This window comes from Cetobacterium somerae ATCC BAA-474 (assembly GCF_000479045.1).
Taxonomy (GTDB): domain Bacteria; phylum Fusobacteriota; class Fusobacteriia; order Fusobacteriales; family Fusobacteriaceae; genus Cetobacterium_A; species Cetobacterium_A somerae.
In genome coordinates this window covers 44,415-70,469 of the sequence record NZ_KI518200.1, presented here as the reverse complement: position 1 = coordinate 70,469, position 26,055 = coordinate 44,415, and the positions used below count along the sequence as shown (strand labels likewise).

General features: G+C 30.8%; 18 protein-coding genes. All 18 read left to right on the top strand.

Annotated features, from left to right (window positions below; all coding sequences use genetic code 11):
* The first annotated feature begins 4 nt into the window (after nt 1-4).
* The 18 genes from HMPREF0202_RS11555 to alaS all read left to right on the top strand — a co-directional run bounded on the left by HMPREF0202_RS11555 (nt 5) and on the right by alaS (nt 26,043).
* Complete coding sequence (locus HMPREF0202_RS11555; protein WP_023050978.1) at nt 5-1,210, top strand: acetate/propionate family kinase; 1,206 nt, start codon at nt 5-7, stop codon at nt 1,208-1,210.
* 173 nt (nt 1,211-1,383) lie between these two features.
* Nucleotides 1,384-4,962, top strand: coding sequence for a pyruvate:ferredoxin (flavodoxin) oxidoreductase (gene nifJ / locus HMPREF0202_RS11550; RefSeq protein ID WP_040407386.1), 3,579 nt, complete (start codon nt 1,384-1,386; stop codon nt 4,960-4,962).
* 124 nt (nt 4,963-5,086) lie between these two features.
* A complete protein-coding gene (locus HMPREF0202_RS11545) occupies nt 5,087-5,875 on the top strand; it encodes a glycosyltransferase family 2 protein (protein WP_023050976.1) in 789 nt (262 codons plus the stop codon).
* Nucleotides 5,832-6,857: a glycosyltransferase family 9 protein gene (locus tag HMPREF0202_RS11540; protein ID WP_023050975.1), complete on the top strand. Its 1,026-nt coding sequence runs from the start codon at nt 5,832-5,834 to the stop codon at nt 6,855-6,857. Before HMPREF0202_RS11545 ends, HMPREF0202_RS11540 begins: the two co-directional genes overlap by 44 nt.
* 2 nt (nt 6,858-6,859) lie before the next feature.
* Complete coding sequence (gene waaF, locus HMPREF0202_RS11535; RefSeq protein WP_023050974.1) at nt 6,860-7,873, top strand: lipopolysaccharide heptosyltransferase II; 1,014 nt, start codon at nt 6,860-6,862, stop codon at nt 7,871-7,873.
* Nucleotides 7,873-8,544, top strand: coding sequence for a lipopolysaccharide core heptose(II) kinase RfaY (locus HMPREF0202_RS11530; protein WP_023050973.1), 672 nt, complete (start codon nt 7,873-7,875; stop codon nt 8,542-8,544). The genes waaF and HMPREF0202_RS11530 overlap by 1 nt, the downstream gene beginning before the upstream one ends.
* 1 nt (nt 8,545) lies before the next feature.
* Nucleotides 8,546-9,544 carry a glycosyltransferase family 9 protein gene (locus tag HMPREF0202_RS11525; protein WP_023050972.1) on the top strand — a complete coding sequence of 333 codons (999 nt, stop codon included), beginning with the start codon at nt 8,546-8,548 and terminating at the stop codon, nt 9,542-9,544.
* Nucleotides 9,545-9,550: 6 nt separating this feature from the next.
* Complete coding sequence (recA, locus tag HMPREF0202_RS11520) at nt 9,551-10,624, top strand: recombinase RecA (protein ID WP_023050971.1); 1,074 nt, start codon at nt 9,551-9,553, stop codon at nt 10,622-10,624.
* Complete coding sequence (locus HMPREF0202_RS11515) at nt 10,596-11,156, top strand: regulatory protein RecX (protein ID WP_023050970.1); 561 nt, start codon at nt 10,596-10,598, stop codon at nt 11,154-11,156. Before recA ends, HMPREF0202_RS11515 begins: the two co-directional genes overlap by 29 nt.
* The gene (locus tag HMPREF0202_RS11510) at nt 11,150-11,875 is read left to right on the top strand and encodes a lysophospholipid acyltransferase family protein (RefSeq protein WP_023050969.1); all 726 of its coding nucleotides are present in this window, start codon (nt 11,150-11,152) and stop codon (nt 11,873-11,875) included. The genes HMPREF0202_RS11515 and HMPREF0202_RS11510 overlap by 7 nt, the downstream gene beginning before the upstream one ends.
* A 183-nt stretch (nt 11,876-12,058) precedes the next feature.
* Nucleotides 12,059-14,299: a formate C-acetyltransferase gene (gene pflB, locus HMPREF0202_RS11505; protein WP_023050968.1), complete on the top strand. Its 2,241-nt coding sequence runs from the start codon at nt 12,059-12,061 to the stop codon at nt 14,297-14,299.
* A gap of 26 nt (nt 14,300-14,325) precedes the next feature.
* Entirely contained in the window at nt 14,326-15,051 is a 726-nt protein-coding gene (pflA, locus tag HMPREF0202_RS11500) for a pyruvate formate-lyase-activating protein (RefSeq protein ID WP_023050967.1), read from the top strand.
* Between the two features lie 103 nt (nt 15,052-15,154).
* Entirely contained in the window at nt 15,155-16,165 is a 1,011-nt protein-coding gene (gene tsaD / locus HMPREF0202_RS11495) for a tRNA (adenosine(37)-N6)-threonylcarbamoyltransferase complex transferase subunit TsaD (RefSeq protein ID WP_023050966.1), read from the top strand.
* A 157-nt stretch (nt 16,166-16,322) separates the two neighbouring features.
* Nucleotides 16,323-17,261, top strand: coding sequence for a tRNA dihydrouridine synthase DusB (dusB, locus tag HMPREF0202_RS11490; protein WP_023050965.1), 939 nt, complete (start codon nt 16,323-16,325; stop codon nt 17,259-17,261).
* 14 nt (nt 17,262-17,275) lie between these two features.
* Nucleotides 17,276-19,900: a DNA mismatch repair protein MutS gene (gene mutS / locus HMPREF0202_RS11485; protein WP_040407384.1), complete on the top strand. Its 2,625-nt coding sequence runs from the start codon at nt 17,276-17,278 to the stop codon at nt 19,898-19,900.
* Nucleotides 19,901-19,909: 9 nt separating this feature from the next.
* Nucleotides 19,910-22,666, top strand: coding sequence for an LPS export ABC transporter periplasmic protein LptC (gene lptC, locus HMPREF0202_RS11480; protein WP_023050963.1), 2,757 nt, complete (start codon nt 19,910-19,912; stop codon nt 22,664-22,666).
* A gap of 9 nt (nt 22,667-22,675) precedes the next feature.
* Complete coding sequence (gene lptB, locus HMPREF0202_RS11475; RefSeq protein ID WP_023050962.1) at nt 22,676-23,401, top strand: LPS export ABC transporter ATP-binding protein; 726 nt, start codon at nt 22,676-22,678, stop codon at nt 23,399-23,401.
* 35 nt (nt 23,402-23,436) lie between these two features.
* Nucleotides 23,437-26,043, top strand: coding sequence for an alanine--tRNA ligase (gene alaS / locus HMPREF0202_RS11470; protein ID WP_023050961.1), 2,607 nt, complete (start codon nt 23,437-23,439; stop codon nt 26,041-26,043).
* The last annotated feature ends 12 nt before the right edge of the window (nt 26,044-26,055 follow it).

The window sequence follows — 26,055 nt, the reverse complement described above, 5'->3', positions numbered from 1 at the left end:
TTTAATGAAAGTTTTAGTTATTAACTGTGGTAGTTCATCTCTAAAGTACCAATTATTAAATCCTGAATCAGGAGAGCTTTTTGCAATTGGACTTTGCGAAAGAATAGGAATCGAAGGATCAAAAATGGAGTATGAAACTCCAGCTAACGATTTTGAAATCGAAATAAAGCAAGATATGCCAACTCACAAGGAAGCTTTAGAGTTAGTAATAAATGCTATTACAAATCCAGAATATGGAGTAATAAAATCAGTAGAAGAGATTGATGCAATAGGTCACAGAGTAGTACACGGTGGAGAGAAATTTGCTTCATCAGTATTAGTAACTCCAGAAGTTATGGCAGCTATGGAAGAGTGTTCAGAGTTGGCACCATTACACAACCCTGCAAACTTATTAGGAATTAGAACAATGCAAGAATTAATGCCAGGAAAGCCAAATGTTGGAGTATTCGATACATCATTCCACCAAACAATGCCAAAAGAAGCATACATGTATGCATTACCATATGAGGATTATACAGAATTAAAAGTTAGAAAGTATGGATTCCACGGAACATCTCATAAATTTGTTTCAGGAGTAGCTCAAGAGTTATTAGGAAATCCAGCTGAATCAAAAATAATCGTTTGTCACTTAGGAAACGGTGGATCAATATCTGCAGTTAAAAATGGTAAATGTATTGATACAACTATGGGATTAACTCCATTACAAGGAATTATGATGGGAACTAGATGTGGAGATATCGATCCAGCAGCAGTTTTATTCATAAAGAATAAAAGAGGATTATCAGATAAAGAAATGGACGACAGAATGAATAAGCAATCTGGAATCTTAGGAGTATTTGGAGAGTCTTCAGACTGTAGAGATATGGAAATCGCAGCAGCAGCAGGAAATGAAAGAGCATTATTAGCTGAGAATATGTTCGCTTACAAGATAAGAGGATATGTTGGAAACTATGCAGCTCAAATGGGTGGAGTAGACGCAATTTGCTTCACAGGAGGAATTGGAGAGAATTCTGGAAAAGTTAGAGAAGATGTTTTAAGAGGATTAGAGTTTATCGGAGTTGAATTAGATAAAGAAGTTAACTCTAAGAGACAAAAAGGAAATGTTCTTTTAACTAAAGAAACATCTAAGGTAAAAGCATTCAAAATACCTACAAATGAAGAGTTAGTAATAGCTAGAGATACTTACGAAATTGTAAACGCTACAAAGTAATAAGTGTTGAAAGTTGTTTAATAAATAAACATATTAGTCAGTAAAAAATTATATTTGGTTGAATTAGTTTAAAAATTTCTTAAAAAAATCGAGAACTTTAATTGACAATTAATAAGAATACTCGTAAAATAGAGTTAACTTTAGAGTCAATTAAAAAAGGGAGGACAATTCAAATGGCTAAAAAAATGCAAACTATGGATGGTAACCAAGCTGCAGCATATGCATCATATGCTTTTACAGAAGTAGCAGGTATTTATCCAATAACTCCATCATCGCCAATGGCTGAGTACACTGACGAGTGGGCATCAAGAGGAATGAAAAATATGTTTGGAGTTCCAGTAAAAGTTGTTGAAATGCAATCAGAGGCAGGAGCAGCTGGAACAGTTCACGGATCTTTACAGGCAGGAGCTTTAACTACAACATATACAGCATCACAAGGATTACTATTAAAAGTGCCTAATATGTATAAAATAGCTGGAGAACTTTTACCAGGAGTTATCCACGTATCAGCAAGAGCGTTAGCAGCACAAGCGTTATCAATATTTGGTGATCACCAAGACGTTTATGCAGCTAGACAAACTGGATTTGCTATGTTATTTGAGAGCTCAGTACAAGAAGTAATGGATTTATCAGGAGTTGCACACTTAGCAGCTATTAAATCAAGAGTTCCTTTCATGAATATATTTGATGGATTCAGAACTTCACACGAAATTCAAAAAGTTGAAGTAATGGATTTTGATGTATTCAAGAGATTAGTAGATATGGATGCTATTAAAGCTTTCAGAGAAAGAGCTTTAAACCCAGAGCACCCAGTAACAAAAGGAACAGCTCAAAACGACGATATCTACTTCCAAACTAGAGAAGTACAAAATAAATTCTACGATGCAGTACCTGCAATTGTAGCTAACTATATGGAAGAAATTTCAAAAGTAACTGGAAGAGATTATAAGCCATTTAACTATTATGGAGCACCAGATGCAGAGCATATTGTTATTGCTATGGGATCTGTTTGTGAAACATTAATAGAGACAGTTGATTATTTAGTAGGAAAAGGAGAAAAGGTAGGACTTATCAATGTTCACTTATATAGACCATTCTCTGCTGAATACTTCTTCAATGTATTCCCTAAGACAGTTAAGAAAATTGCTGTACTAGATAGAACAAAAGAACCTGGAGCATTAGGAGAGCCTTTATACATGGACGTTAGAGGATTATTCTATGGAATGGAAAACGCTCCAGTAATCGTGGGTGGAAGATATGGATTATCTTCAAAAGACACAACACCAGCTCAAATGAAAGCTGTATTTGATAACTTAAAGCAAGATGAGCCAAAAGATGGATTTGTAGTTGGAATCAACGATGACGTAACTTACAAATCTCTTGAAGTTGGACCAAGCATTGAAACAGGAGCAGAAGGAGTAAGAGAGTGCTTATTCTTCGGACTTGGATCAGATGGTACAGTTGGAGCTAACAAAAACTCAATTAAAATTATTGGAGATAAAACAGATTTATATGCACAAGGATACTTTGCATATGACTCAAAGAAATCTGGAGGATCAACAAGATCTCACTTAAGATTTGGTAAACATCCAATTAAATCAACTTACTTAGTATCTTCACCAAACTTCGTTGCTTGTTCAGTACCAGCATACTTAACACAATACGATATGATAGGTGGATTAAAGCAAGGTGGAACATTCTTATTAAACTGTGTATGGGATAAAGATGAGGTTGTAGCTCATTTACCAAATTCAGTTAAGAAACAATTAGCAGAGAAAAACGCTAAGTTCTACATTATAAATGCTAATAAATTAGCAGCAGAAATAGGATTAGCAGGAAGAACTAATACAATAATGCAATCAGCATTCTTTAAATTAGCAGATGTTATTCCATTTGAAGATGCACAAACTTATATGAAGCAATATGCTGAAAAGTCATATGCTAAAAAAGGTGACGCAATTGTTAAAATGAACTATGAAGCTATTGATAAAGGAGCTGGAGAATTAGTTCAAATTACAGTTGATCCTTCATGGGCTAACTTAACAACTGAAGTTGTTGAAGAAAAAGGAGCTTGCTCTTGTACAGGATGTGGATGTGGATCAACATCTAAATTAGAGTCATTTGTAGAGAAAATTGCAAAACCTATAAATGCTTTAAAAGGAGAAGAGTTACCAGTTTCTACATTCTTAGGATATGAAGATGGAACATTTGAGAACGGAACAACAGCTTTCGAAAAAAGAGGAGTTGCAGTAAACGTTCCTGAGTGGAAATCTGAAAACTGTATCCAATGTAACCAATGTTCATATGTTTGTCCACACGCAGTTATAAGACCATTCTTAATGACAGCTGAGGAAAAAGCAGGAGCACCAAACGAGTTAAAAACAAAAACTCCAATTGGAAAAGGGTTAGAAGGATTAGAGTATAAAATCCAAGTATCTCCATTAGATTGTACAGGATGTGGACTATGTGCTAACGTATGTCCAGCTAAAGAGAAAGCTTTAGTTATGGTACCTATTGGACAAGAAGTTGAAAAAGGTGAGCAAGAAAATGCTGACTACTTATTCAACGAAGTAACATATAAAGATGAGTTTATGCCAAAAACATCAGTAAAAGGATCACAATTTGCACAACCATTATTTGAGTTCCACGGAGCTTGTGGAGGATGTGGAGAAACTCCTTATATTAAAGCAATAACTCAATTATTTGGAGACAGAATGATGATAGCTAACGCTACAGGATGTTCTTCAATTTATGGAGGATCAGCACCATCAACTCCATATACAACAAATAGCTGTGGAGAAGGACCATCATGGGGTAACTCATTATTTGAGGATAACGCAGAGTTTGGATACGGAATGGCAACAGCTGTTGAAACAATGAGAGATAGAATTCAAACAATAATGGAAGAAAACATGGCAAATGTTTCTCCAGAAGTTGCAGCAATGTTTGCTGAGTGGATTGAAAATAGAGCAGATGGAAATAAAACTAAAGAAATCAGAAATAGATTAGTTCCAGCTTTAGAAGCATGTAACTGTGGAGTATCAACAGAAATTTTAGAGTTGAAGCAATATCTTGTTAAGAAATCACAATGGATATTTGGAGGAGACGGATGGGCTTATGACATCGGTTATGGAGGATTAGACCACGTTTTAGCTTCTTCAGATGACGTTAACGTTTTAGTAATGGATACTGAAATTTACTCTAATACAGGAGGACAAGCATCTAAATCAACTCAAACAGGAGCAGTAGCAAAATTCGCAGCTGCAGGAAAACCTAATAAGAAGAAAGATTTAGCTGCTATTGCAATGTCTTACGGACATATCTATGTTGCACAAGTATCTATGGGAGCTAACCAAGCTCAATACTTAAAAGCAATTGCTGAAGCTGAGGCATATCCAGGACCATCATTAATCATAGCTTATGCTCCTTGTATAAGTCATGGATTAAAGAATGGAATGGGTAACAGTCAACTTGAGATGAAAAAAGCTACAGAGTGTGGATACTGGCCAATATTCAGATATAATCCATTATTAGAAAAAGAAGGAAAGAACCCTCTTCAAATCGATTGTAAAGAACCTAACTGGGATAATTACAATGATTATCTAATGGGAGAAGTTAGATATGCTACATTAGCAAAATCTAAACCAGAACATGCAAAAGATTTATTTGCTAAAAATAAATCAGAGTCTCAAAGAAGATGGAGACAATATCAAAGACTTGCATCATTAGACTTCACAGCTGAAGCTAAGTAATTCTTTGAAATTTAGAGATAAGGTAGAAGTACCTTATCTCTTTTTTTATTACAAAACTTTTTTGTAAATTAACATATTATTTGGTATAATTAAGAGTAAGTAGTAAAAAAGAAAGGGTGAAAAAATGAAGATATCTGTTGCAATGATAACCTTTAATGAAGAAAAAATATTGAGAAAAACTTTAGAATCAGTTAAAGGATTGGCGGATGAAATAGTTATTGTAGACAGTGGATCAACAGATGCTACAAAGAGTATAGCAGAAGAGTTTGGTGCAAAGTTCTATATAGAATCTTGGAAGGGCTATGGACCACAAAGAAATTTAGCTATAGAGAAGTGTAAAAATGAATGGATTTTAAATATAGACGCAGATGAAGAGATATCAAAAGAGTTAAAAAAAAAGATAATAGAAATAACATCAGATATTAACAATAAAAAAGAGATTTTTAAAATAAATAGGTTATCAGTTTGCTTTGGAAAACAAATAAAGCATGGAGGATGGGGAACATCTTATGCAATAAGATTATTTAAAAAAGGTTCTGGAAAATTTAATGATAATATAGTTCACGAAGAATTTAAAGCAAATAAAGAGATCTTTAAAATAAAAGAAAATATATATCATCATTCATATTTAACTATGGAAGATTATTTTAATAGATTTAATAGATATACAACAGAAGGTGCAAAGGACTATTATAAAAAAAATAAAAAAGTGAGTATATTAGATATAGTAGTAAATCCAATATATAAATTTTTGAAAATGTATATTTTTAGATTAGGATTTTTAGATGGTATTGAAGGCTTTGTCATAGCATCAACAAGTTCGATGTATTCTATGATAAAATATTTTAAACTGAGGGAGATGTATAAGAATGGCTCATACTTACAAAAGAATAATAATAGCAAGAACGGATAAAATAGGTGACTTAATTCTATCAATTCCTAGTTTTTTTATGATTAGAAAAATGTATCCTGAAGCTGAAATAACCTTATTAGTGAGAAATTATAACTACAATATAGTAAAAAATTTGCCATATATAAATAGAGTTGTTCAAATAGATAGATACAGACAAAAAGAACTTTTAGAAAAAATAAAATATTTTAATGCCGATGTTTTTATAGCTTTATATGTTGATAATTTTGTAATGGAATTAGCAAAAGCAAGTAAAGCTAAAATAAAAATAGGACCTTTATCAAAAATAAAATCTTTTTTTACTTTTAATAAAGGTGTTTTACAAAAAAGATCTAAATCAATAAAACATGAAGCAGAATACAATTTAGATTTAATAAAAAAACTTGATAAAAAACTTTTTGAAGATAGATTTGAAATAAATACTCAGATTTTTCTAGATAAAAGTAACTTAGAAGCTGCTGAAAAATTTTTCAAAGATAATAGTATTGGAGATAAAGTGTTAGTTGTAAATCCGTTTATGGGTGGTTCTGCAAAAAATATAACAGATGATCAGTATGCAGATATTTTAAGAGAAGTTATAGATAGAGAAAAAAATATTGATGTAATTGTAACAGCACATATTTCGGATGAAGAAAGAGGATTAAAGCTTTTAGAAAAAATAGGAAGAGACAGAGTATACCTGTTTGCAAATGGAGGAGAACTTTTAAATATAGGAGCAGTTATAAATAGAGCTAAAGTTTATTTTGGAGGTTCAACAGGACCAACTCATATAGCAGGTTCTTTACAAAAAAGTATAGTAGCTTTATATCCTAAAAAAGCAACTCAAAGTCCTATGAGGTGGGGTATTTTTGGTAATGAAGATGTTACATATATAATACCAGATGAAAATACAAAAGAAAATTATAAGCATAAAGATTTTGATTCTTATAATGAAAATATTAAAGAGAAAATAGTTCAGGCAATAATAGATAGATTGGAGAGATAAGCGTGAAAATATTAGTAATACATACAGCTTTTATAGGAGATATTGTTTTATCAACACCGTTATTAAAAAGAATAAAAGAGGTATACCCAGAAGCAAAAATTACTTATGTAACTACTCCTATTGGTGCCACTATTTTGAGAAATAATCCAAATGTAACTGAGATAATAGAATATGATAAAAGAGGAAGCCATTCAGGAGTTAAAGGGCTATTAGCTTTAGGAAGAAGATTGAGATATGAAAATTTCAACATGGTCTTAACACCTCATAGATATTTAAGAAGTTCTATTTTAGCGTGGTTGACAAGATCTCCTAAGAGAGTTGGTTACGATATAGCAAGTGGATCTTGCTTATTCACTGATAAAATAAGTTATGATAAGAGTAAACATGAAGTGGATAAATTATTGTCATTTATAGGAGAGGTTCCATCTAATTCAAGAGAAAAATATCCAATAGAATTATATCCAAATAAAAAAGATATTGATGCAGTTGACAAGATTTGGAATGAAAATAATTTTAACAATCAAGAGATTATAGCAGTAGCTCCTGGAAGTAAGTGGTTTACAAAAAAGTGGCCTTTAGAATATTTTAATGAAGTAATTGATTTGCTAGTAGAAAATGGTAAGAAAGTTATTGTTATTGGTGGTAAAGATGAGTTGTATTTAAATGTAAATATTCAACAAGGTGTTTTAGATTTAAGAGGAAAAACAACATTGTTAGAATTAGCAGAGGTTTTAAAAAGAGTTAAAGTAGTTTTAACAAATGATTCATCACCGATACATATAGCGTCAGCTTTTAAGAAAACCTCAATTCTTGCAATTTTTGGCCCAACTGTGAAAGAGTTTGGATTTTTTCCATGGAGTAAAAATAGTGAAGTTTTAGAAATTGAAAATCTTTCTTGTAGACCGTGTGCAATACACGGAGGAGATAAGTGTCCAAAAGGTCATTTTAAATGTATGTTAGATATAAAACCAAAACAAGTCTATGAAAAAATTCTACAAATTTTGAAGAGGGTGTAATGGAAAAAATATTATGTAATAGCGAAGCGGATTTTAATTTAGTTAATAAAATTAAGAGAGAAGAATTTAAAGTTATTAAAGATTTAAAAAATGACGATAGAAGTAAGGTTATATTAATTGATATTGATGGAAATAAATATGTTTATAAAATTCCTAAAGAAAAGAATAATCGTATATGGCAAAGAATAACTTCCCTAATTAGGGGAAGTGAAAGTAAACGAGAATATGAAAATTATTTAAAAATAAAAGAGAATGGTTTTAAAGGACCTGTTCCTATAATGTATTGGGAGAGAAAAATTTTTGGAATATGTGTTGATTCATTTTTAGTGAGTTCGTATTTATCTGGAAAACCAGCAACTCAAAAAAATTTAAAACTAGTAGAAAAAGAATTGAGAAAAATACATGCTAGAGGTTATTTACATGGAGATTCTCAATTAAGTAACTTTATAGTAGAAAATAATGAAATTTATTTAATAGATGCAAAATTAATGAAAAATAAATATGGAAAAGCAGGGGAGGCATACGAATTTATATATTTAGAAGAAAGTTGTCATAAAGAGATTGATATTTATGATAAAAATACTCTAAGTTATAAATTAGCAAAAAGTTTAAATAGTTACCTGCATTGGATTGGAAGAGTGAAAAAAGCAATTCGAGGAAAGGAAAGATAAATTGAGAGTTTTAATAATAAGACTTAGTTCTATAGGAGATGTAATATTGACTACTCCTGTTTTAAAGGAACTGAAAAAAAAGTATCCAGATATAATTATAGATTTTTTAGTTATGGAAAATTTTAAAGATGCAATATCAGGATGTCCTTATATAGATAATTTAATTTTATTTAACAAAAAAAGGCACGATGGTTTAAAAAATATGATAGCATTTGGAAAAAAATTAAAATTAAATAATTATGATTATGTATTTGATTTGCATGCTAAAGTGAGATCAAAAGTTATAAGTAATACAATTGGAAGTAAAACATATACGTATAAAAAAAGAAGTTTATTAAAAAGTATTTTAGTTAAAACCAAGGCAATAAAATATAAAGTGGATGATACAATTATTAAAAATTATTTTGGTGCTTTTAAAGTTCTAGGGTTGGAGTACAATGGTGAGGATTTAACTTTTAGTTTTGAAAAAAAAGATTTAGAAAAATTGGAAACACTTTGTATAGAATATGACAATGTTCCAATGATAGCCCCAGGAGCTTCAAAGGAAACTAAAAAATGGACTAAAGAAGGGTTTGCACAATTGTCAAAACTCCTTTATAATAAATATGGGAAGAAACCAATTATAATAGGGTCAAGTAATGAGTATGAAATGTGTGAGGAGATTAAAAATCTTGCAGATGGGTTTGCTATAAATTTAGCTGGAAAATTAACTTTAAAAGAGAGTGGAGCACTACTTTCTAAAGCTAGGTTTTTAGTTACAAATGATTCTGGACCATTTCATATAGCAAGAGGGGTAAAATGCCCAACTTTTGTTATATTTGGTCCAACTAGCCCAGGTATGTTTGAGTATGATGGAAAAAATGTATTAATCTATTTAAATGAACCCTGTTCACCGTGCAGTTTACATGGAGATAAAGTGTGCCCACAGAAACATTTTAATTGTATGAAAAAATTAAATGCAGAAATGGTTATGGAAGCAATAGAAAAAAATGGGAGGTAATTGAATATGGCAAAAAAATCAGTAGATACAACAACAGATAAGTCAAAAGCTTTAGAAACAGCATTAAAACAGATAAGAAAAGATTTTGGAGAAGGATCAATAATGAAACTTGGAGAAAATCAAGGTATGAATATTGAAGTTATTCCAACAGGAAGTATAAATTTAGATTTAGCTCTTGGTTTAGGAGGAGTTCCTAGAGGAAGAATTATAGAAGTATATGGTGCAGAGAGTTCAGGAAAAACAACAATAGCATTACATATAGTAGCTCAAGCACAAAAAATGGGAGGAGTAGCTGCATTTATAGATGCTGAACATGCTCTAGACCCAGTATATGCAAAAGCTTTAGGTGTAGACGTAGAAGAGTTATTAATTTCACAGCCAGATTTTGGAGAGCAAGCGTTAGAGATTGCAGATATGTTAGTTAGATCAGGAGCAATTGATGTTATAGTTGTTGACTCTGTAGCAGCTTTAGTTCCAAAGGCAGAGATTGATGGAGAGATGTCAGACCAACAAATGGGACTTCAAGCTAGATTAATGTCAAAAGCTTTAAGAAAATTAACAGGTTCTATAAATAAATCAAAAACAACAATGATATTTATAAACCAAGTTAGAGATAAAATTGGTGGATTTAGTTTTGGACCTCAGACAACTACAACAGGTGGAAAAGCTCTTAAATTCTATTCTTCAGTAAGAATGGAAGTTAAAAGAGTTGGAAGTGTAAAACAAGGTGAAGAAGTTATAGGTAATGAAACAGTAGTAAAAGTTACAAAAAATAAGGTAGCTCCTCCATTTAAAGAAGCTAAATTCCAAATTATGTATGGTAAGGGGATTTCTAGAGTAGGAGAAATTTTAGATATGGCCTTAGATAATGATATAGTTGCAAAATCTGGAGCTTGGTTCAGCTTTGGTGATATTAGACTAGGTCAAGGAAAAGAAAATGTAAAGGCTAGATTAGAAACTGAGCCAGAATTATTAGCAGCAATTGAAGAGAAAATAAACCAACTTCTAGAAAAAAATACAATAGTACTACATACATCAGAGGGAGAAGAAGTTGAAGCTGAAGAGATTACTGAAGAATAAGTATCTCTTTGAAAATGGATTGAGTATAGGTCTAAATAACGAAATAGTAAACAAATATGATTTAAAAAGGAGAGAGGAGCTATCTCACGAGGAATACTTACAAGTGTTAGAGTTAGCTGCTCTCTCTACTTCATATTATTATTTAGCTAAAAGAGATTATACTAAAAAAGAGATATATAATAAATTATTACAAAAATATTGGGAAAAAAATCCAATAGTAAAAGTTATAAAAAGATTAGAAGAAGTTGGTTATATTGATGATAAAGAATTTGCTATATCATATGTAAAGACTAAAAAATGTGGTAAGAAAAAAATAATATATGATTTGAAATTAAAAGGAATAACTTCTGAAGTTATAGAAGAAGCACTAAGTTTTTATGAAGAAGAGGATGAGTTAGAAGAATTATCTAGAGCTTGGGATAAACTAGGAGAAAAAGAGGAGCAAAAAAAAATAGCCTCTCTTATGAGAAAAGGGTTTTCATATGGCGATATAAAAAGAGTTATAATCAAAAAAAGGGAGGAAGAATGTTAACATTATTAAAAGTTACATTAGTAGCACTACTAAATTTTATGTATTTAACGTTATTTAAAGCTAGTAAGATAAAAAAGATGTCTAAAGATAAAGCTCCATTTGCTGCAAGAAAAGAGTTGAAAAAACTTTCTGAAAGAATAGTAAAGGCAGCTAAAATAAATTTAGAAGTAGTATATCTAGATGAGGCAGCATACAAAAAAATGAAGTTAGATGATGGAATAGTAGTAGTAGCAAATCATTCAAGTAATTTAGATATACCTGTTATAGTTACAGCTTTAAGTATTCCCGTAGGCTTTGTTGCTAAAAAAGAGATGGAAAACTGGCCTTTTTATTCAATGTGGATGAAAATGAGTAATTGTATATTTTTAGATAGATCAAATCCAAGAGAGGGAATAAAAAGCATAAGAAAAGCAGTGGAAATAGTAAAGCAAGGGTATCCAACTGTAATATTTCCAGAAGGAGAAAGAACTTTAACAGGAGAAGTAGGAAATTTCAAAAAAGGAAGCTTCAAATTAGCTACAGAAACTAATGGAATTATTTTACCGTTAACAATAGATGGAACCTTTTTTGTTCAAAATAGAAAAAGTATTTTAATGAAGCCAAATAGAAAAGTTAGATTAACTGTAGGAAAACCGATAGATTTGAGAAAAATAAACCAAGAAAATAGCAAAAACATTAGTGAGATTGTTCGAGAATTGGTAGTTAAAGAGATAGAGTAGAAAAAAAATTAAAAAATAACCACTAAATAAGTATAAAATTAATCGTTAAAAACTTGGGAAAAGTTTGACACTAATTATTATTTGTGCTATAATCTCCTTGAAAATTAAGTTGAGCTTAACAGGGCTTAAACGAAAAATATAATTGGAATATATATTATTTATAATCCACTCAGGAGGAAAAAGATGGAAAACTTACAATCTTACTGGTCAGATTTCAAAGGAAACTTATGGAAGAAAGAAATCAATGTTAGAGATTTCATTCAGAACAACTACACACCATACACTGGGGATGAGTCATTCTTAGTTGGAGCTACTGAAAATACAAAAGCTGTTTGGTCAAAGTTAACAGAAATGTTCAAAGAAGAGATTGCAAGAGGTGTTTATGATGCAGAAACTAGAACTCCTCAATCAATAACTACTTATGGACCTGGATACATTTCAAAGGATAACGAGTCAATCGTAGGACTACAAACAGATGCACCATTAAAGAGAGGAATCTATCCAAAAGGTGGATTAAGAATGGTTGAGAACTCTTTAAATGCATATGGATATGAAATTGATCCAATAACAAAAGAGATTTTTACAAAATACAGAAAAACTCACAACGAAGGAGTTTTCTCAGCATATACAGATGATATGAAAGCTGTAAGAAAATCAGGAATCGTAACTGGATTACCAGATGCTTACGGAAGAGGAAGAATAATCGGAGACTACAGAAGAGTAGCTCTATACGGAGTAGATAGATTAATCGAAGAGAGAAAATTCGAATTAAAGAAAGCTGAAGCTCCAGAATTAACTGAAGAAATCATCAGAAAAAGAGAAGAAATAACAGAGCAAATTAACGCGTTAAAAGCATTTGTTAAAATGTGTGCTTCTTACGGATTTGACGTAACTAAGCCAGCTACAAACGCAAAAGAAGCTGTACAATGGGTATACTTTGCATACTTAGCAGCTACAAAGGATCAAGATGGAGCAGCAATGTCAGTTGGAAGAACTGCAACATTCTTAGATATCTATATTGAGAAAGATTTAGCAAAAGGATTAATTACAGAGAGCGAAGCTCAAGATTTAATCGACCAATTTATCATAAAATTAAGAATTATCAGATTCTTAAGAACTCCAGAGTACAATGATTTATTCTCAGGAGATCCAACTTGGGTAACTGAAGCTTTAGGAGGAGAAGGAGTAGATGGAAGAACTTTAGTTTCTAAAACAGCGTTCAGATATTTAAATACTCTTTACAACTTAGGACCAGCTCCAGAGCCAAACTTAACAGTATTATGGTCACAAAAATCTCCAGCAAACTGGAAAAGTTTCTGTGCTAAAGTTTCAATAGATACATCAGCAATCCAATACGAAAATGATGATTTAATGAGACCTGAGCTAGGAGACGACTATGGAATCGCATGTTGTGTTTCTCCAATGAAAATAGGAAAGCAAATGCAATTCTTCGGAGCTAGAGTAAACTTACCAAAAGCTTTATTATATGCTATCAACGGTGGAAGAGATGAGAAATCAGGAGCACAAGTAGCACCTAAATTCGAAGGAATCACTTCTGAGTACTTAGATTTTGATGAAGTAATGGAAAAATATGACTTAGTATTAAAATGGTTAGCAGGAGTATATATTAATGCTCTAAAAGTTATCCACTACATGCACGATAAATATTCTTATGAGGCATTTGAAATGGCTCTTCATGATGTAGAAGTTTTAAGAACTCAAGCATCAGGAATTGCAGGATTATCAATCGTTGCTGACTCATTAGCAGCTATTAGAGATGCAAAAGTAAGAGTAATCAGAGACGAGAGAGGAATCGCTGTTGACTTCGTAAGAGAAGGAGAATACGTAGCATTCGGAAACAACGATGATAATACAGATAAGTTAGCAGTTGAAATAATGGAGAAATTCATGAACTACATCAGAACTCATGAGACTTACAGAAATTCAAAAGCTACACAATCAATCTTAACGATAACTTCAAACGTAGTTTATGGAAAGAAAACAGGAACTACTCCTTGTGGAAGACCAGCAGGAACTCCATTCTCTCCAGGAGCTAACCCAATGAACGGAAGAGATACAAGAGGAGCAGTAGCAGCACTTGCTTCAGTAGCTAAGTTACCATTCCACCATGCAGAAGATGGAATTTCTTACACATTTGCTATAACTCCAGGAGCTTTAGGAAAATCTAGAGAAGAAAGAGTAGAAAACTTAGTAGGATTAATGGATGGATACTTCACAGCTGATGGAGGACAACACTTAAATGTTAACGTATTTGATAGAGCGTTATTAGAGGATGCAATGGCTAACCCTGAGAAATACCCTCAATTAACAATCAGAGTATCTGGATACGCAGTTAACTTTGTAAGATTAACAAAAGAGCAACAATTAGACGTTATATCAAGAACAATTAACGGAAATATGTAATAATTAAAAAAGGATGTGCTAAGAAAATGAAAAAGGGATTTATTCACTCACACGAGAGTTTTGGAACTGTAGATGGACCAGGTATTAGATATGTAGTGTTTACTCAAGGATGTCCTTTAAGATGTAAATACTGTCATAATTGTGATACTTGGAAAAGAGAGGATGCAAAATTCTTGGAAACTCCTGAACAAACTTTCTTAGAGATCTGTAGATATAAAAACTTTATTAAAACAGGAGGAGTAACGGTGACCGGTGGAGATCCGTTAACTCAACCTGAATATGTAAAGGAGCTATTGAGACTTTGTAAACAAGAAGGTATACATACAGCAATTGATACTTCAGGGTATTTATTTAATGATAAGGTTAAAGAAGCTTTGGAGTACGCAGATCTTGTTTTACTAGATATAAAATCAATTGATCCAGTACAATATAAAGAGTTAACTGGTGTTGAATTAGAACCAACACTTCAGTTTGCAAAGTATTTAAAGGAGATTGGAAAACCAATGTGGGTAAGACATGTTGTCGTACCTGGAATCACTGATAATGATGAATTATTAGGGAAATTAGCTGATTACCTAAAAGATTTTGATAATCTTGAAAAAGTAGAAGTTTTACCATATCACTCTTTAGGTGAATATAAATGGCAAAAGATTGGAATGGATTATCCTTTAAAAGGAGTTGAACAGCTTTCGGCTGAGAGATTTGAAAATGCAAAGAATATATTTAAAAGTAGAGGTTTATCAGTTAAATAGTAAAGTTTTGACTACCTTAGAACAGAGAAGTTCTAAGGTAGTTTTTTATATATTTTAATAAAAAATATGATATAATTAAAGAAAAGTATAAAAGGAGAAATCAATGATTATATTAGGAATAGAAACATCTTGCGATGAAACATCGATAGCTGTTTTAAAAGATGGGAAAGAAGTTTTATCTAATAATATTTCTTCTCAAATAGATATACATAAAGAATATGGAGGAGTTGTTCCTGAAATTGCTTCAAGACACCATATTAAAAATATAGCTACAATTTTAGAAGAGAGTTTAGAAGAAGCTAAAATAACGATGGATGATGTAGATTACATAGCTGTAACATATGCACCTGGATTAATAGGAGCCTTACTTGTGGGAATATCTTTTGCAAAAGGATTGGCATATGGACACGATATTCCTTTAATTCCAGTTCATCATATAAAAGCTCACATTTACGGGAATTTTATTGAACATAATATAGAATTACCGTGTATAGCTTTAGTAGTATCAGGAGGACATACAAATATAGTATATATAGATGAAAAACATAATTTTATAAATTTAGGAGCGACTTTAGATGATGCAGTTGGAGAAAGCTATGATAAAGTTGCAAGAGTTATGGGGATCGGATATCCAGGTGGACCAATTGTTGATAAGCTTTATTATAAGGGTAATAAAGAGGCTTTAAAAATACCAGAACCTAAAGTGGATGGATATGATTTTAGTTTTTCAGGAATTAAAACATCAGTTATAAACGCTGTAAATAAAGCCAGAATGAAGGGAGAAGAGTTTAAACCTGAAGATTTATCAGCTTCATTCCAAGAGAAGGTAGTAGATATACTTTGTAAGAAAACATTAAAGGCTGCTCAAGATAAAGGAGTTAAACAAATTGTAATAGCAGGTGGAGTTGCAGCAAACTCTTTATTAAGAAGTGAATTGAGTTTAAGAGCAAGTAAGATAGGGATAAAGGTGAACTATCCATCTATGACTTATTGTACTGATAATGCAGCAATGATAGCTGAAGCAGCATATTATAAATTAAAATATGGAAAAGAACCAATTTTTGCAGATTTAACATTAAATGGAAAAGCAACATTAGATATAATGAAAGATTAAAAATACCCCAAATTTTGGGGTATTTTAAATTTTATGGTATAATTTTAGTGTAATAAAATAGAGTTACAATGAGTCCGTCTACGAGGTATTTGACATTGAAAAACTCTTGAAAATATGGTAAAATTTTTAGATAGTAAAGTGTAATTTTGGAGGTAAAATGAAGATATATATTGCTCCTTTAGCAGGAGTTACAGATTATACATTTAGAGGAATTTTAGATGATTATAAACCAGATTTGATGTTTACAGAGATGGTTAGTATAAATGCGTTAGAGATGGAAAATGAAAAGACTTTAAATCAGATTTTAAGAATAAGAGATGGTGAAGCTGTTCAAATCTTTGGTAAAGATGTAGAAAAGATGGTTTATAGTGCAAAGTATATAACAGAAAAGTTAGGTGTAAAGCATATAGATGTAAATGCAGGGTGTCCAGTAAATAAGATTATAAAAAATGGATATGGTGCAGCCTTATTAGAGGATCCTGATCAAATAAAAAGAATTTTATGTGAAATAAGAGAAGCTATACCTGAAGATGTAGATTTATCTTTAAAAACTAGAGTAGGTTATAAAGGATTAAAGCAACATAAACTAGTAGGTAAAATAGCTGAAGAAGCTGGATGTAAACATATTACAATTCACGGGAGAACAAGAGAGCAGATGTACAGTGGAACTGCAAACTGGGACCTTATAAAAGAAGTGAAAGAAAGTGTTAATATAGAGGTCATTGGAAATGGAGATATATTCACAGCAGAAGATGCTTATGAAAGAGTTAAGCATTCAGGAGTTGATGGAATAATGTTAGCTAGAGGAATATGTGGAAATCCATGGTTAATACAGCAGATTAGAGAAAAGTTTGAAACAGGAGATGTTATAACGGAAGTTACTCCAGAGATGAGATTAGATATGGCAATCAGACATGCGCTTCAAGGGAAATTAGATAATCCAAATAAAAAGTTTTTATTTGAGCTTAGAAAACACCTTTGTTGGTATTTAAAAGGAATAAGAAATGGAGCAGCATTAAAGGGAGCGATAAATCAAATAGAAAGCTATGACGAATTAATAGCACTATTAGAAAGAGCTAAGGAAAATTTAAAATAAAGGGACGTGATTTTTTGTCAGTAGATACACCATTAATGAGTCAATATAAAGAGATAAAAAAAGAAAATCAAGATAATATCCTATTTTTTAGGTTAGGAGATTTTTATGAGATGTTTTTTGAAGATGCAGTTATAGCTTCTAGAGAACTTGGATTAACATTAACAAGTAGAAATAAAGAAAAAGGAATAGAAGTTCCATTGGCTGGAATACCCTATCACTCTTCAGCTGGATATATAGGTAAACTTGTAGCTAAAGGATACAAAGTAGCAATATGTGAACAAGTAGAAGATCCAAAAGCAACTAAAGGTATTGTAAAAAGAGAAGTTGTAAGAGTAATAACTCCTGGAACAATAATAGATACTGAATATTTAGATGAAAAAAGTAATAATTATTTGATGGGAATTGTTGTAAAAAAAGAAACGATAGGACTAACATATATAGATATAACAACTGGAGAATTTGTAGCTAGTGAGAAAAAGAAAACAGAAGATTATGTGTATAAAATACTAGGAGAGATAAATAAAATATCTCCCAGAGAAGTTTTAATAGATGAAAATTCATATACAGATTTAGAAAAGGAATTAAAACAATTTGCTCAATTAAATAAAATAAATATTAGTTCATATTTAAAAGTAAAAAAAAGTGAAGAGTTTTTAAAAAAATATTTTAAAGTTATCTCTTTAGATAGTTTTGGTTTGAATAATAAGGTTGGAGCTATTGAGGCTGCTGCAATGGTTTTAGAATATGTATTAGAGCTGCAAAAAGGAAATGAAATTCCTGTAGATAAGATAATTTATACAGGAAGCGAAAACATAATGGAATTGAATCTTACGACACAAAGAAATTTAGATGTTGTAGCATCAAATAGAGAAAATGGTGTTCTAGGGACTTTACAATGGATTTTAGACAGTTGTAGAAGTTCTATGGGTAGTAGATTATTAAAGCATTTTTTAAAAAATCCTTCAACTTCAAAAGAGATAATTCTTGAAAGACAGAAAGACATCGAATTTTTTTATAAAGGAGTTCTTTTAAGAGAAGAAGTAAGAGAAAAATTAAAAGATATATATGATATAGAAAGAATAATTGGAAAATTAGTTTTAGGAAATGAAAATGCTAGAGATTTAGTAGCTTTAAAAAAATCAATATTAAATAGCTTAGAGATATATAAAATTTTAAAGGGCAATCCTATTTTTGAGATAGCTTTAGATGAATTAGTTGAAATTTATAACTTAATAGAAAGTAGTATAAAAGAGGAAGTTCCATTTTCTATTAGAGAAGGTGGAATGATAAAAGATGGCTACAACGCTGAGTTAGATGAACTACATAATATATCAAATAATGGAAAAGATACAATTTTAGAAATAGAAAATAGAGAAAGAGAAAGAACAGGAATAAAAGGTTTAAAAATAAAATATAATAAAGTGTTTGGATATTTTATAGAAGTAACTAAAGCTAATATCCACTTAGTTCCTGCTGATTATATAAGAAAGCAAACTCTAGCTAATGCAGAGAGATATATTGTTGAAGATTTAAAAATTTATGAAGAAAAAGTTCTAAATGCTAAAGATAAAATAGAGAATCTAGAATATCATCTTTTTAAAGAGATTTCTGAGAAAATAAAAAACTTTAGAACTATACTTCATGAATTAGCGTATAAATTGTCGTATTTAGATGTTGTAACAAATTTTGCACATATAGCAACAAAAAATAGTTACATAAAGCCCGAGATAACAACAGAGGGAGATATAGAAATAATAGGAGGAAGACATCCTATTGTAGAGCAATTAGTAGGAAGAGAAAATTTTGTTAAAAATAGTATCGTTTTAAATAATGATAAAAACTTAATAATTTTAACAGGACCAAATATGTCAGGAAAATCTACATATATGAAGCAAGTAGCATTAATTTTAATTATGGCACATATGGGTTGTTATGTTCCTGCAGAATATGCTAAAATAGGAATTGTAGATAAAATTTTTACAAGAATAGGAGCCAGTGACGATTTAGTTACAGGACAATCAACATTTATGTTAGAGATGAGTGAAGTTGCTAATATAGTAAATAGTTCTACTAAAAATTCCTTTATTATATTAGATGAAATAGGAAGAGGAACATCGACATTTGATGGAATCTCAATTGCAACAGCAATAACAGAGTATATTCATGATAATATTCAAGCTAAAACAATTTTTGCAACACACTACCATGAATTAACTCAACTAGAATCAAAGTTAAATAAATCTGCAAACTTCAGAATCGAAGTTAAAGAGGATGAAAAAGAGATTCTATTTTTAAGAGAGATTGTAAAAGGTGGAGCCGATAAATCTTATGGAATAGAAGTTGCAAGATTAGCAGGGTTACCAAGAGAAATTCTAGATAGAGCAAAAGAGATGCTAAGAGTTTTAGAAACTAGAAAAATGATAATAGAAAGAAAAGTAAAAAAAGAACAATTAATATTATTTGGAGAATTTGAACCTGAAATAAAAGAGGAACCTATAAAAAAAGAAGAAGAAAATATTATACAGCTAGAAAATGAGGAAAAAATAGTATTACGTCTTTTAAGAGAGGCTGAACTGGATAAAATGACACCACTTGATGCCTTTTTAAAGTTAAATGAATTGAAACGTATTTTAAACTAGGAGGGCGGTATGAATAAAAAGAAAATAGCCTATAGAGTTATTATAGTGGCAGTATTGGTTTTAGGATATTTCAATTATTTCGGTAATGAAAAGAAAATAGAAAAAAAAGAAGAGGTAGTGGAAACTACTGGAGCTATTTATGATACTGATGGGTATCATATCGAAGCTGATAAACAAAAAGATTTTTTAAAAACTAATGAAACAACTTTTGAAAAAGCAAAAGCTATAATTGATGGAATGGTTTTAACTGGAGACAATGCTTTTTTAGATGCAGGGAAAAATTTATTGTTAAAATCTAACATTTTGGGGAAAAGTTTAAATGGGTGGGAGTTTGAAACCCAAGAAGCTAAGTATAATAAAGAAAACGGAGAGGTAGAATCTACAATAGGTGTTACAGCAATTAATAAAGCTGAGGGGATTGAGGTATCAGGGAAAAATTTTAAAAGTGATACTAAGATGGAAAATGTAGTTTTATCAGGAGATGTAAAATTTAAAACTAAAAATATGACACTATCAGCTGAAAATGCAAAATATAATGACAAAGATAAGGTCATAAATATAGAGGGAAATTCATTTTTGTCAGGGTCAAATTTTGGAAGTGGATCAGGAATATTAAGTGGGAATTTTAAAGGTTTAAAATATGACACTAAAACAAATGTTTTAACTACTTCGAACTCGTTTATGTTAGATTATAATGGTATTAAATTATACGGAGATGATTTAATATTAAATGACAAAACAGAATCTTTTAAAATAAGCAAAAATGTTTATGTATTAGCTGATGGTTATAAAATAGATATGGAAAGTATTACTTCAGATGGTGGAGATAGTATTAATTTTAATGGAAAAATATCAGGAACTAATGGAACATACTCTTTTAAAGGTGATGATGGAGTATATAATAAAGTAACTAGAAAATTTGTTTTAAAAGGTAATGTTCAAGGTAGTGATAAAAATGGTGGAAAGCTTATAACAGATATGGCAATATATGCAACAGATACAAAAGAATTAGAGTTGATTAGTGATAAAAATGTAGAATATACAAGTCCAGAGAATAAAATTTTAACAAAAAATCTAATCTATTTAACAGAAACTGGTGAGTTATATTTAAAAGATGGATATACATATTTTAGTGAAAAATATAATAGTAAAGGAGAGAATTTCTTTTACAATAAAATTACGGGTAAAGGCTATGTATTAAAAGGAAGCATAAAAAACAATGTAGAAAATCAATATGCTTCAGGAAATAGAGTTGATTTTGATAGACAAGAGGATAGTTATTTAGTTGATGGAGATGCCTACTTTGAAGATAATAACTATATTTTTGAAAGTCAAAAAATAGATTATTTAGGAAAAAAAGGGTTTGTGTATTTACCAGATAAATATATTTTAAAAAGAAAAAAGGAAAAGGATACTTTTGAAGGATTAAAAGGAGAATATAATTTAACAACTGAGGTATTCAAATCTTTTGGTCAATTTAAGTATGTAAGTACAGATAATATTGTTGAAGGTGTAAACTTAGATTTCAATCAGAAAACAGGAGTAGGTTTAGTTGAGAAAGATTTAGTAGCTTTTGATAAAAAAGGTGAGACTAAAATAATAACAACAAGTGGTGAATTTAAAGAAAACGAGTTTGTAAAAGTAAAAGACAAGCTAGTTTTAAAAAGTGGAGATATAATAGCTAATGCTAATTCAGCAGATTATCAGATAAAAGATCAAAAAATATACATACCAGGTGAGATTATATTTGAAGACACTGTTAAAAAAAGTTCTGGAAAAATGTATAACGGAGTGTACGAAACTGATAAAAAAGTATTCACTGGTGAAAAATTTAATGGAAAAGATGTGAAGAATACATTAAAAAGTGATATAATAAAGTACTTTACTTCTCAAGGGAATTTTGTTTTAGAAAAGAATGCAGAAATTAAAGACGAAAAAACGACTTTAAAAGGAGATCAATTAGAGTACAATAAAAATACAGAAATAGCAAAATCTCCAAAAGCTTTTGAAATAAAATATGATGATTATGATATATTTGGTAGTAGTGGAACTTTAGATAAAAAAACAAGCCACTTAACAGGTAATAATGTATTAATAAAATCAAAATTGAATGAAGAGTTTAAAGGAGATCGTGTAGATGGAACTTTAGATAATATGAATTTAGATTTTATAGGAAATGTTTCTGGAAGAATTTATCAAGATGGGGTGCCTGTAAACTTTAAAGGAGATTTTGTAAGAGCATACTTTAAAAAAGATGCTCAAGGTAAAAATCAAATTCAAAGAGTTGAGATTAGAAAAAATGCAGTGATTGAAAAAGAGGGAACAACGCTTTATTCAGACTATTTAGAGATACAACCAGAAAAGAAATTAGTTTTTGGAAAAGATAATACCAAAGCAGTATTAAAAGATAAAGATGGGACAATAACAACAGTTACATCAAATATGATGACAGGAAATCTAAACACAGAGATTGTTGATTTAGTGGGAAAAGTAGTTATTGTTAGAAAAGATAAAGATAAAACTTTAAATGCAACATCAACAAAAGCTAAAATAAAAAATAAAGATAATATAATTGAGTTAAGAGGAAATGTTGTTGTTGATGATGGTGAATCTGTAATAACATCTGATGAAGCAGATTATAATACAAAAACTAATAAAGTAAAAGCTAGAGGAAATGTATTTGTAGATTATAAAGTAAATGAGAAGAAAAGTGTAACAAATGCAAATCAAATAAATTCAGGATATAATAAAATCTTAAAAAAATAAGGAGAATCTATGAGAAGTATAGTTGCTCAAGGATTATGTAAAAGTTATAAAAAAAGACAAGTAGTTAAAGATGTGAGTTTGGAAGTAAAGAAAGGCGAAATTGTTGGTCTTTTAGGACCTAACGGAGCGGGAAAAACTACAACATTTTACATGATAACTGGAATAGTTAAACCTGAAAAGGGTCAAGTTTTTATTAATGAAGTAGATATAACAGAATATCCAATGTATAAAAGAGCAGATATGGGAATTGGATATCTTGCACAAGAACCATCAATTTTTAGAAATCTTTCTGTTGAAGATAATATATTAGCTATATTGGAGATGAAAGGATTACCCAAAAATGAGCAGATAAAAAAAATGCAAGAGTTGTTAGAAGAGTTTAAGTTAACACATGTAGCGAAATCGATGGGATATTCTCTTTCAGGTGGAGAGAGAAGAAGAGTTGAAATAGCAAGAACAATAGCTAATGATCCAGATTTTATATTGCTAGATGAACCATTTGCTGGAGTTGATCCTATAGCTGTAGAGGATATACAACAAATTATTAAATACTTAAAACAAAGAGGATTAGGAATACTAATAACAGACCACTCAGTAAGAGAAACGTTGTCTATAACTGAGAAAGCATATATAATGGCTAACGGAAAAGTATTGATAAGTGGAACTCCTGAAGAAATAGCTTCTAATCCAATGGCGAAGAAAGTATATTTAGGAGAAAACTTTAAATTAGATTAAATAAATTTTAAAAATATAGTGGAGGAAACAAGAAGATGTTAACAGGTAACGAAATTAGAAGCAAATTTATAGAATTTTTCGAAAAGAAAAATCATAAGCACTTTGAAAGTGCGTCACTTATTCCAGATGATCCAACTCTTTTATTAACAGTTGCTGGAATGGTTCCGTTTAAGCCATACTTTTTAGGACAAAAAGAGGCTCCAACACCAAGAGTAACAACTTACCAAAAATGTATAAGAACTAATGACTTAGAAAATGTTGGAAGAACAGCTAGACACCACACTTTTTTTGAAATGTTAGGAAACTTCTCTTTTGGAGATTATTTTAGAGAAGAAGCAATAATTTGGTCATGGGAATTTATAACAGAAGTTTTAAAATTAGATAAGGATAAATTATGGGTTTCAGTATTTACTACAGATGATGAAGCAGAAAAAATTTGGGTTGAAAAATGTAATTTCCCAAAAGAAAGAATCGTAAGAATGGGAGAGTCTGAAAACTGGTGGGCAGCAGGACCAACAGGTTCATGTGGACCATGTTCAGAAATTCACGTAGATTTAGGACCAGCTTATGGGGGAGATGAAAACTCTAAATTAGGAGATGAAGGAACAGATAATAGATTTATTGAAATCTGGAATCTAGTTTTCACTGAGTGGAATAGAATGGAAGATGGATCATTACAACCACTTCCAAAGAAAAATATTGATACAGGAGCTGGACTTGAAAGAGTAGCAGCAATGGTACAAGGAAAATCAAATAACTTTGAAACAGACTTATTATTTCCAATTGTTGAAGAAGCTGGAAGACTTACAAATACAAAGTATGGAACAGAACCTGAAAAAGATTTCTCATTAAAAGTAATAACAGATCATGCAAGAGCAGTTACTTTCTTAGTTAATGATGGAGTTATACCATCTAATGAAGGAAGAGGATATATTCTAAGAAGAATCTTAAGAAGAGCAGTAAGACATGGAAGACTTCTTGGAAGAAAAGAGCTATTTATGTATGAGATGGTAGATAAAGTTGTAGAAATCATGGAAGAAGCATATCCAGAATTAAGAAAAAATATAGAGCATATTAAAAAGGTTGTAAAGATTGAGGAAGAGAAATTCTCAAATACTTTAGATCAAGGTATGCAATTAGTTATGAACGAAATAGAGATGGCAAAATCAAAAGGTGAAACAAAATTATCAGGAGATGTAACATTTAAACTTTATGATACATATGGATTCCCTTATGAATTAACAGAAGAGATTTGTGAAGAAAATGGAATTGAAGTTTCAAAAGATGAGTTCTTAGAGAAAATGGAAGAGCAAAGAGAGAAGGCTAGATCAGCAAGAGCAGTTGTTATGGAAAAAGGACAAGATAGCTTTATAGAGGAGTTCTATGATAAACATGGAAAAACAGAGTTTACAGGATACTGTGACTTAATGACTCCTGCAACTCTTTTAAGTGCAAGAGAATTAGAAAATGGAAAGTATGCTCTTATTTTTGATCAGACACCATTCTATGCAGAATCTGGAGGACAAGAGGCTGACCAAGGTATTATAGAAGGAGAAAATTTAGTAGCAAAAGTACTAGATGTTCAAAAACAAAAAGAAATTTACACTCATATAGTTGAAATTGAAAGTGGACTAGATGAATTAGTAGAAGGTACATTATTAAATTTAACTGTAGATCCAGTTAGAAGAGAAGAGATTGCAAAGAATCATACAGCAACTCACTTATTACATCAAGCTTTAAAAGATATATTAGGGACACATGTACAGCAAGCAGGATCATCATGTGGAGCAGAAAGATTGAGATTTGACTTTAATCACTATGAAGCTTTAACAGCAGAAGAAATTGAAAAAGTTGAAAAAGCAGTAAATGAAAGAATATTTATGGCTACATCTGTAAATGCTGAAGTAATGTCTATGGATGATGCAAAAGCAAAAGGAGCAACAGCTCTATTTGGAGATAAATATGGAGATGAAGTAAGAGTTGTTTCAATCGGAGATTACTCAATGGAGCTTTGTGGAGGAACTCACATAAGTAATATTGGAAAAATAGGAATCTTTAAAATTGTTTCAGAAGCTGGAGTTGCAGCTGGAGTTAGAAGAATAGAAGCTCAAACTAGCTATAAAGCATACTTAGCAGTTTTAGAGATGGAAAAAACTATGAAAAGAGTTGCTAAAAACTTAAAAACTGATTTACATAAAATTGAAGAAAGATCAGAAAAAGTAGTTGAAGAAACAAGAGAGTTATCAAAAGAAGTTGAAACTTTAAAAGCTAAAGTAGCATCATTTGAAGCAAACTCATTATTTGATGAGATTGAAGAAATAAATGGAGTTAAGGTTTTAGTAAAAGACTTTAAAGATAAAGAGGCAGATTCGTTAAGAGAGATTGTAGATAAAGCAAAAGATAAATTAGGAAGTTGTGTTATTGCATTAGGATCAGATAACGAGAAAGCAATATTTGCTATTGGAGTTACAAAAGATTTAATTGGAAAAGTTAAAGCTGGAGACTTAGTAAGAGAGGCTGCTAAGATAGCTGAAGGAAATGGTGGAGGAAGACCTGACTTTGCACAAGCTGGAGGAAAGAATGGAGCAAAAGTTAAGGAAGCACTTTCTGCTGTAAAGGAGATTTTAGCAAAATCATTATAATTGGAGGAAGAT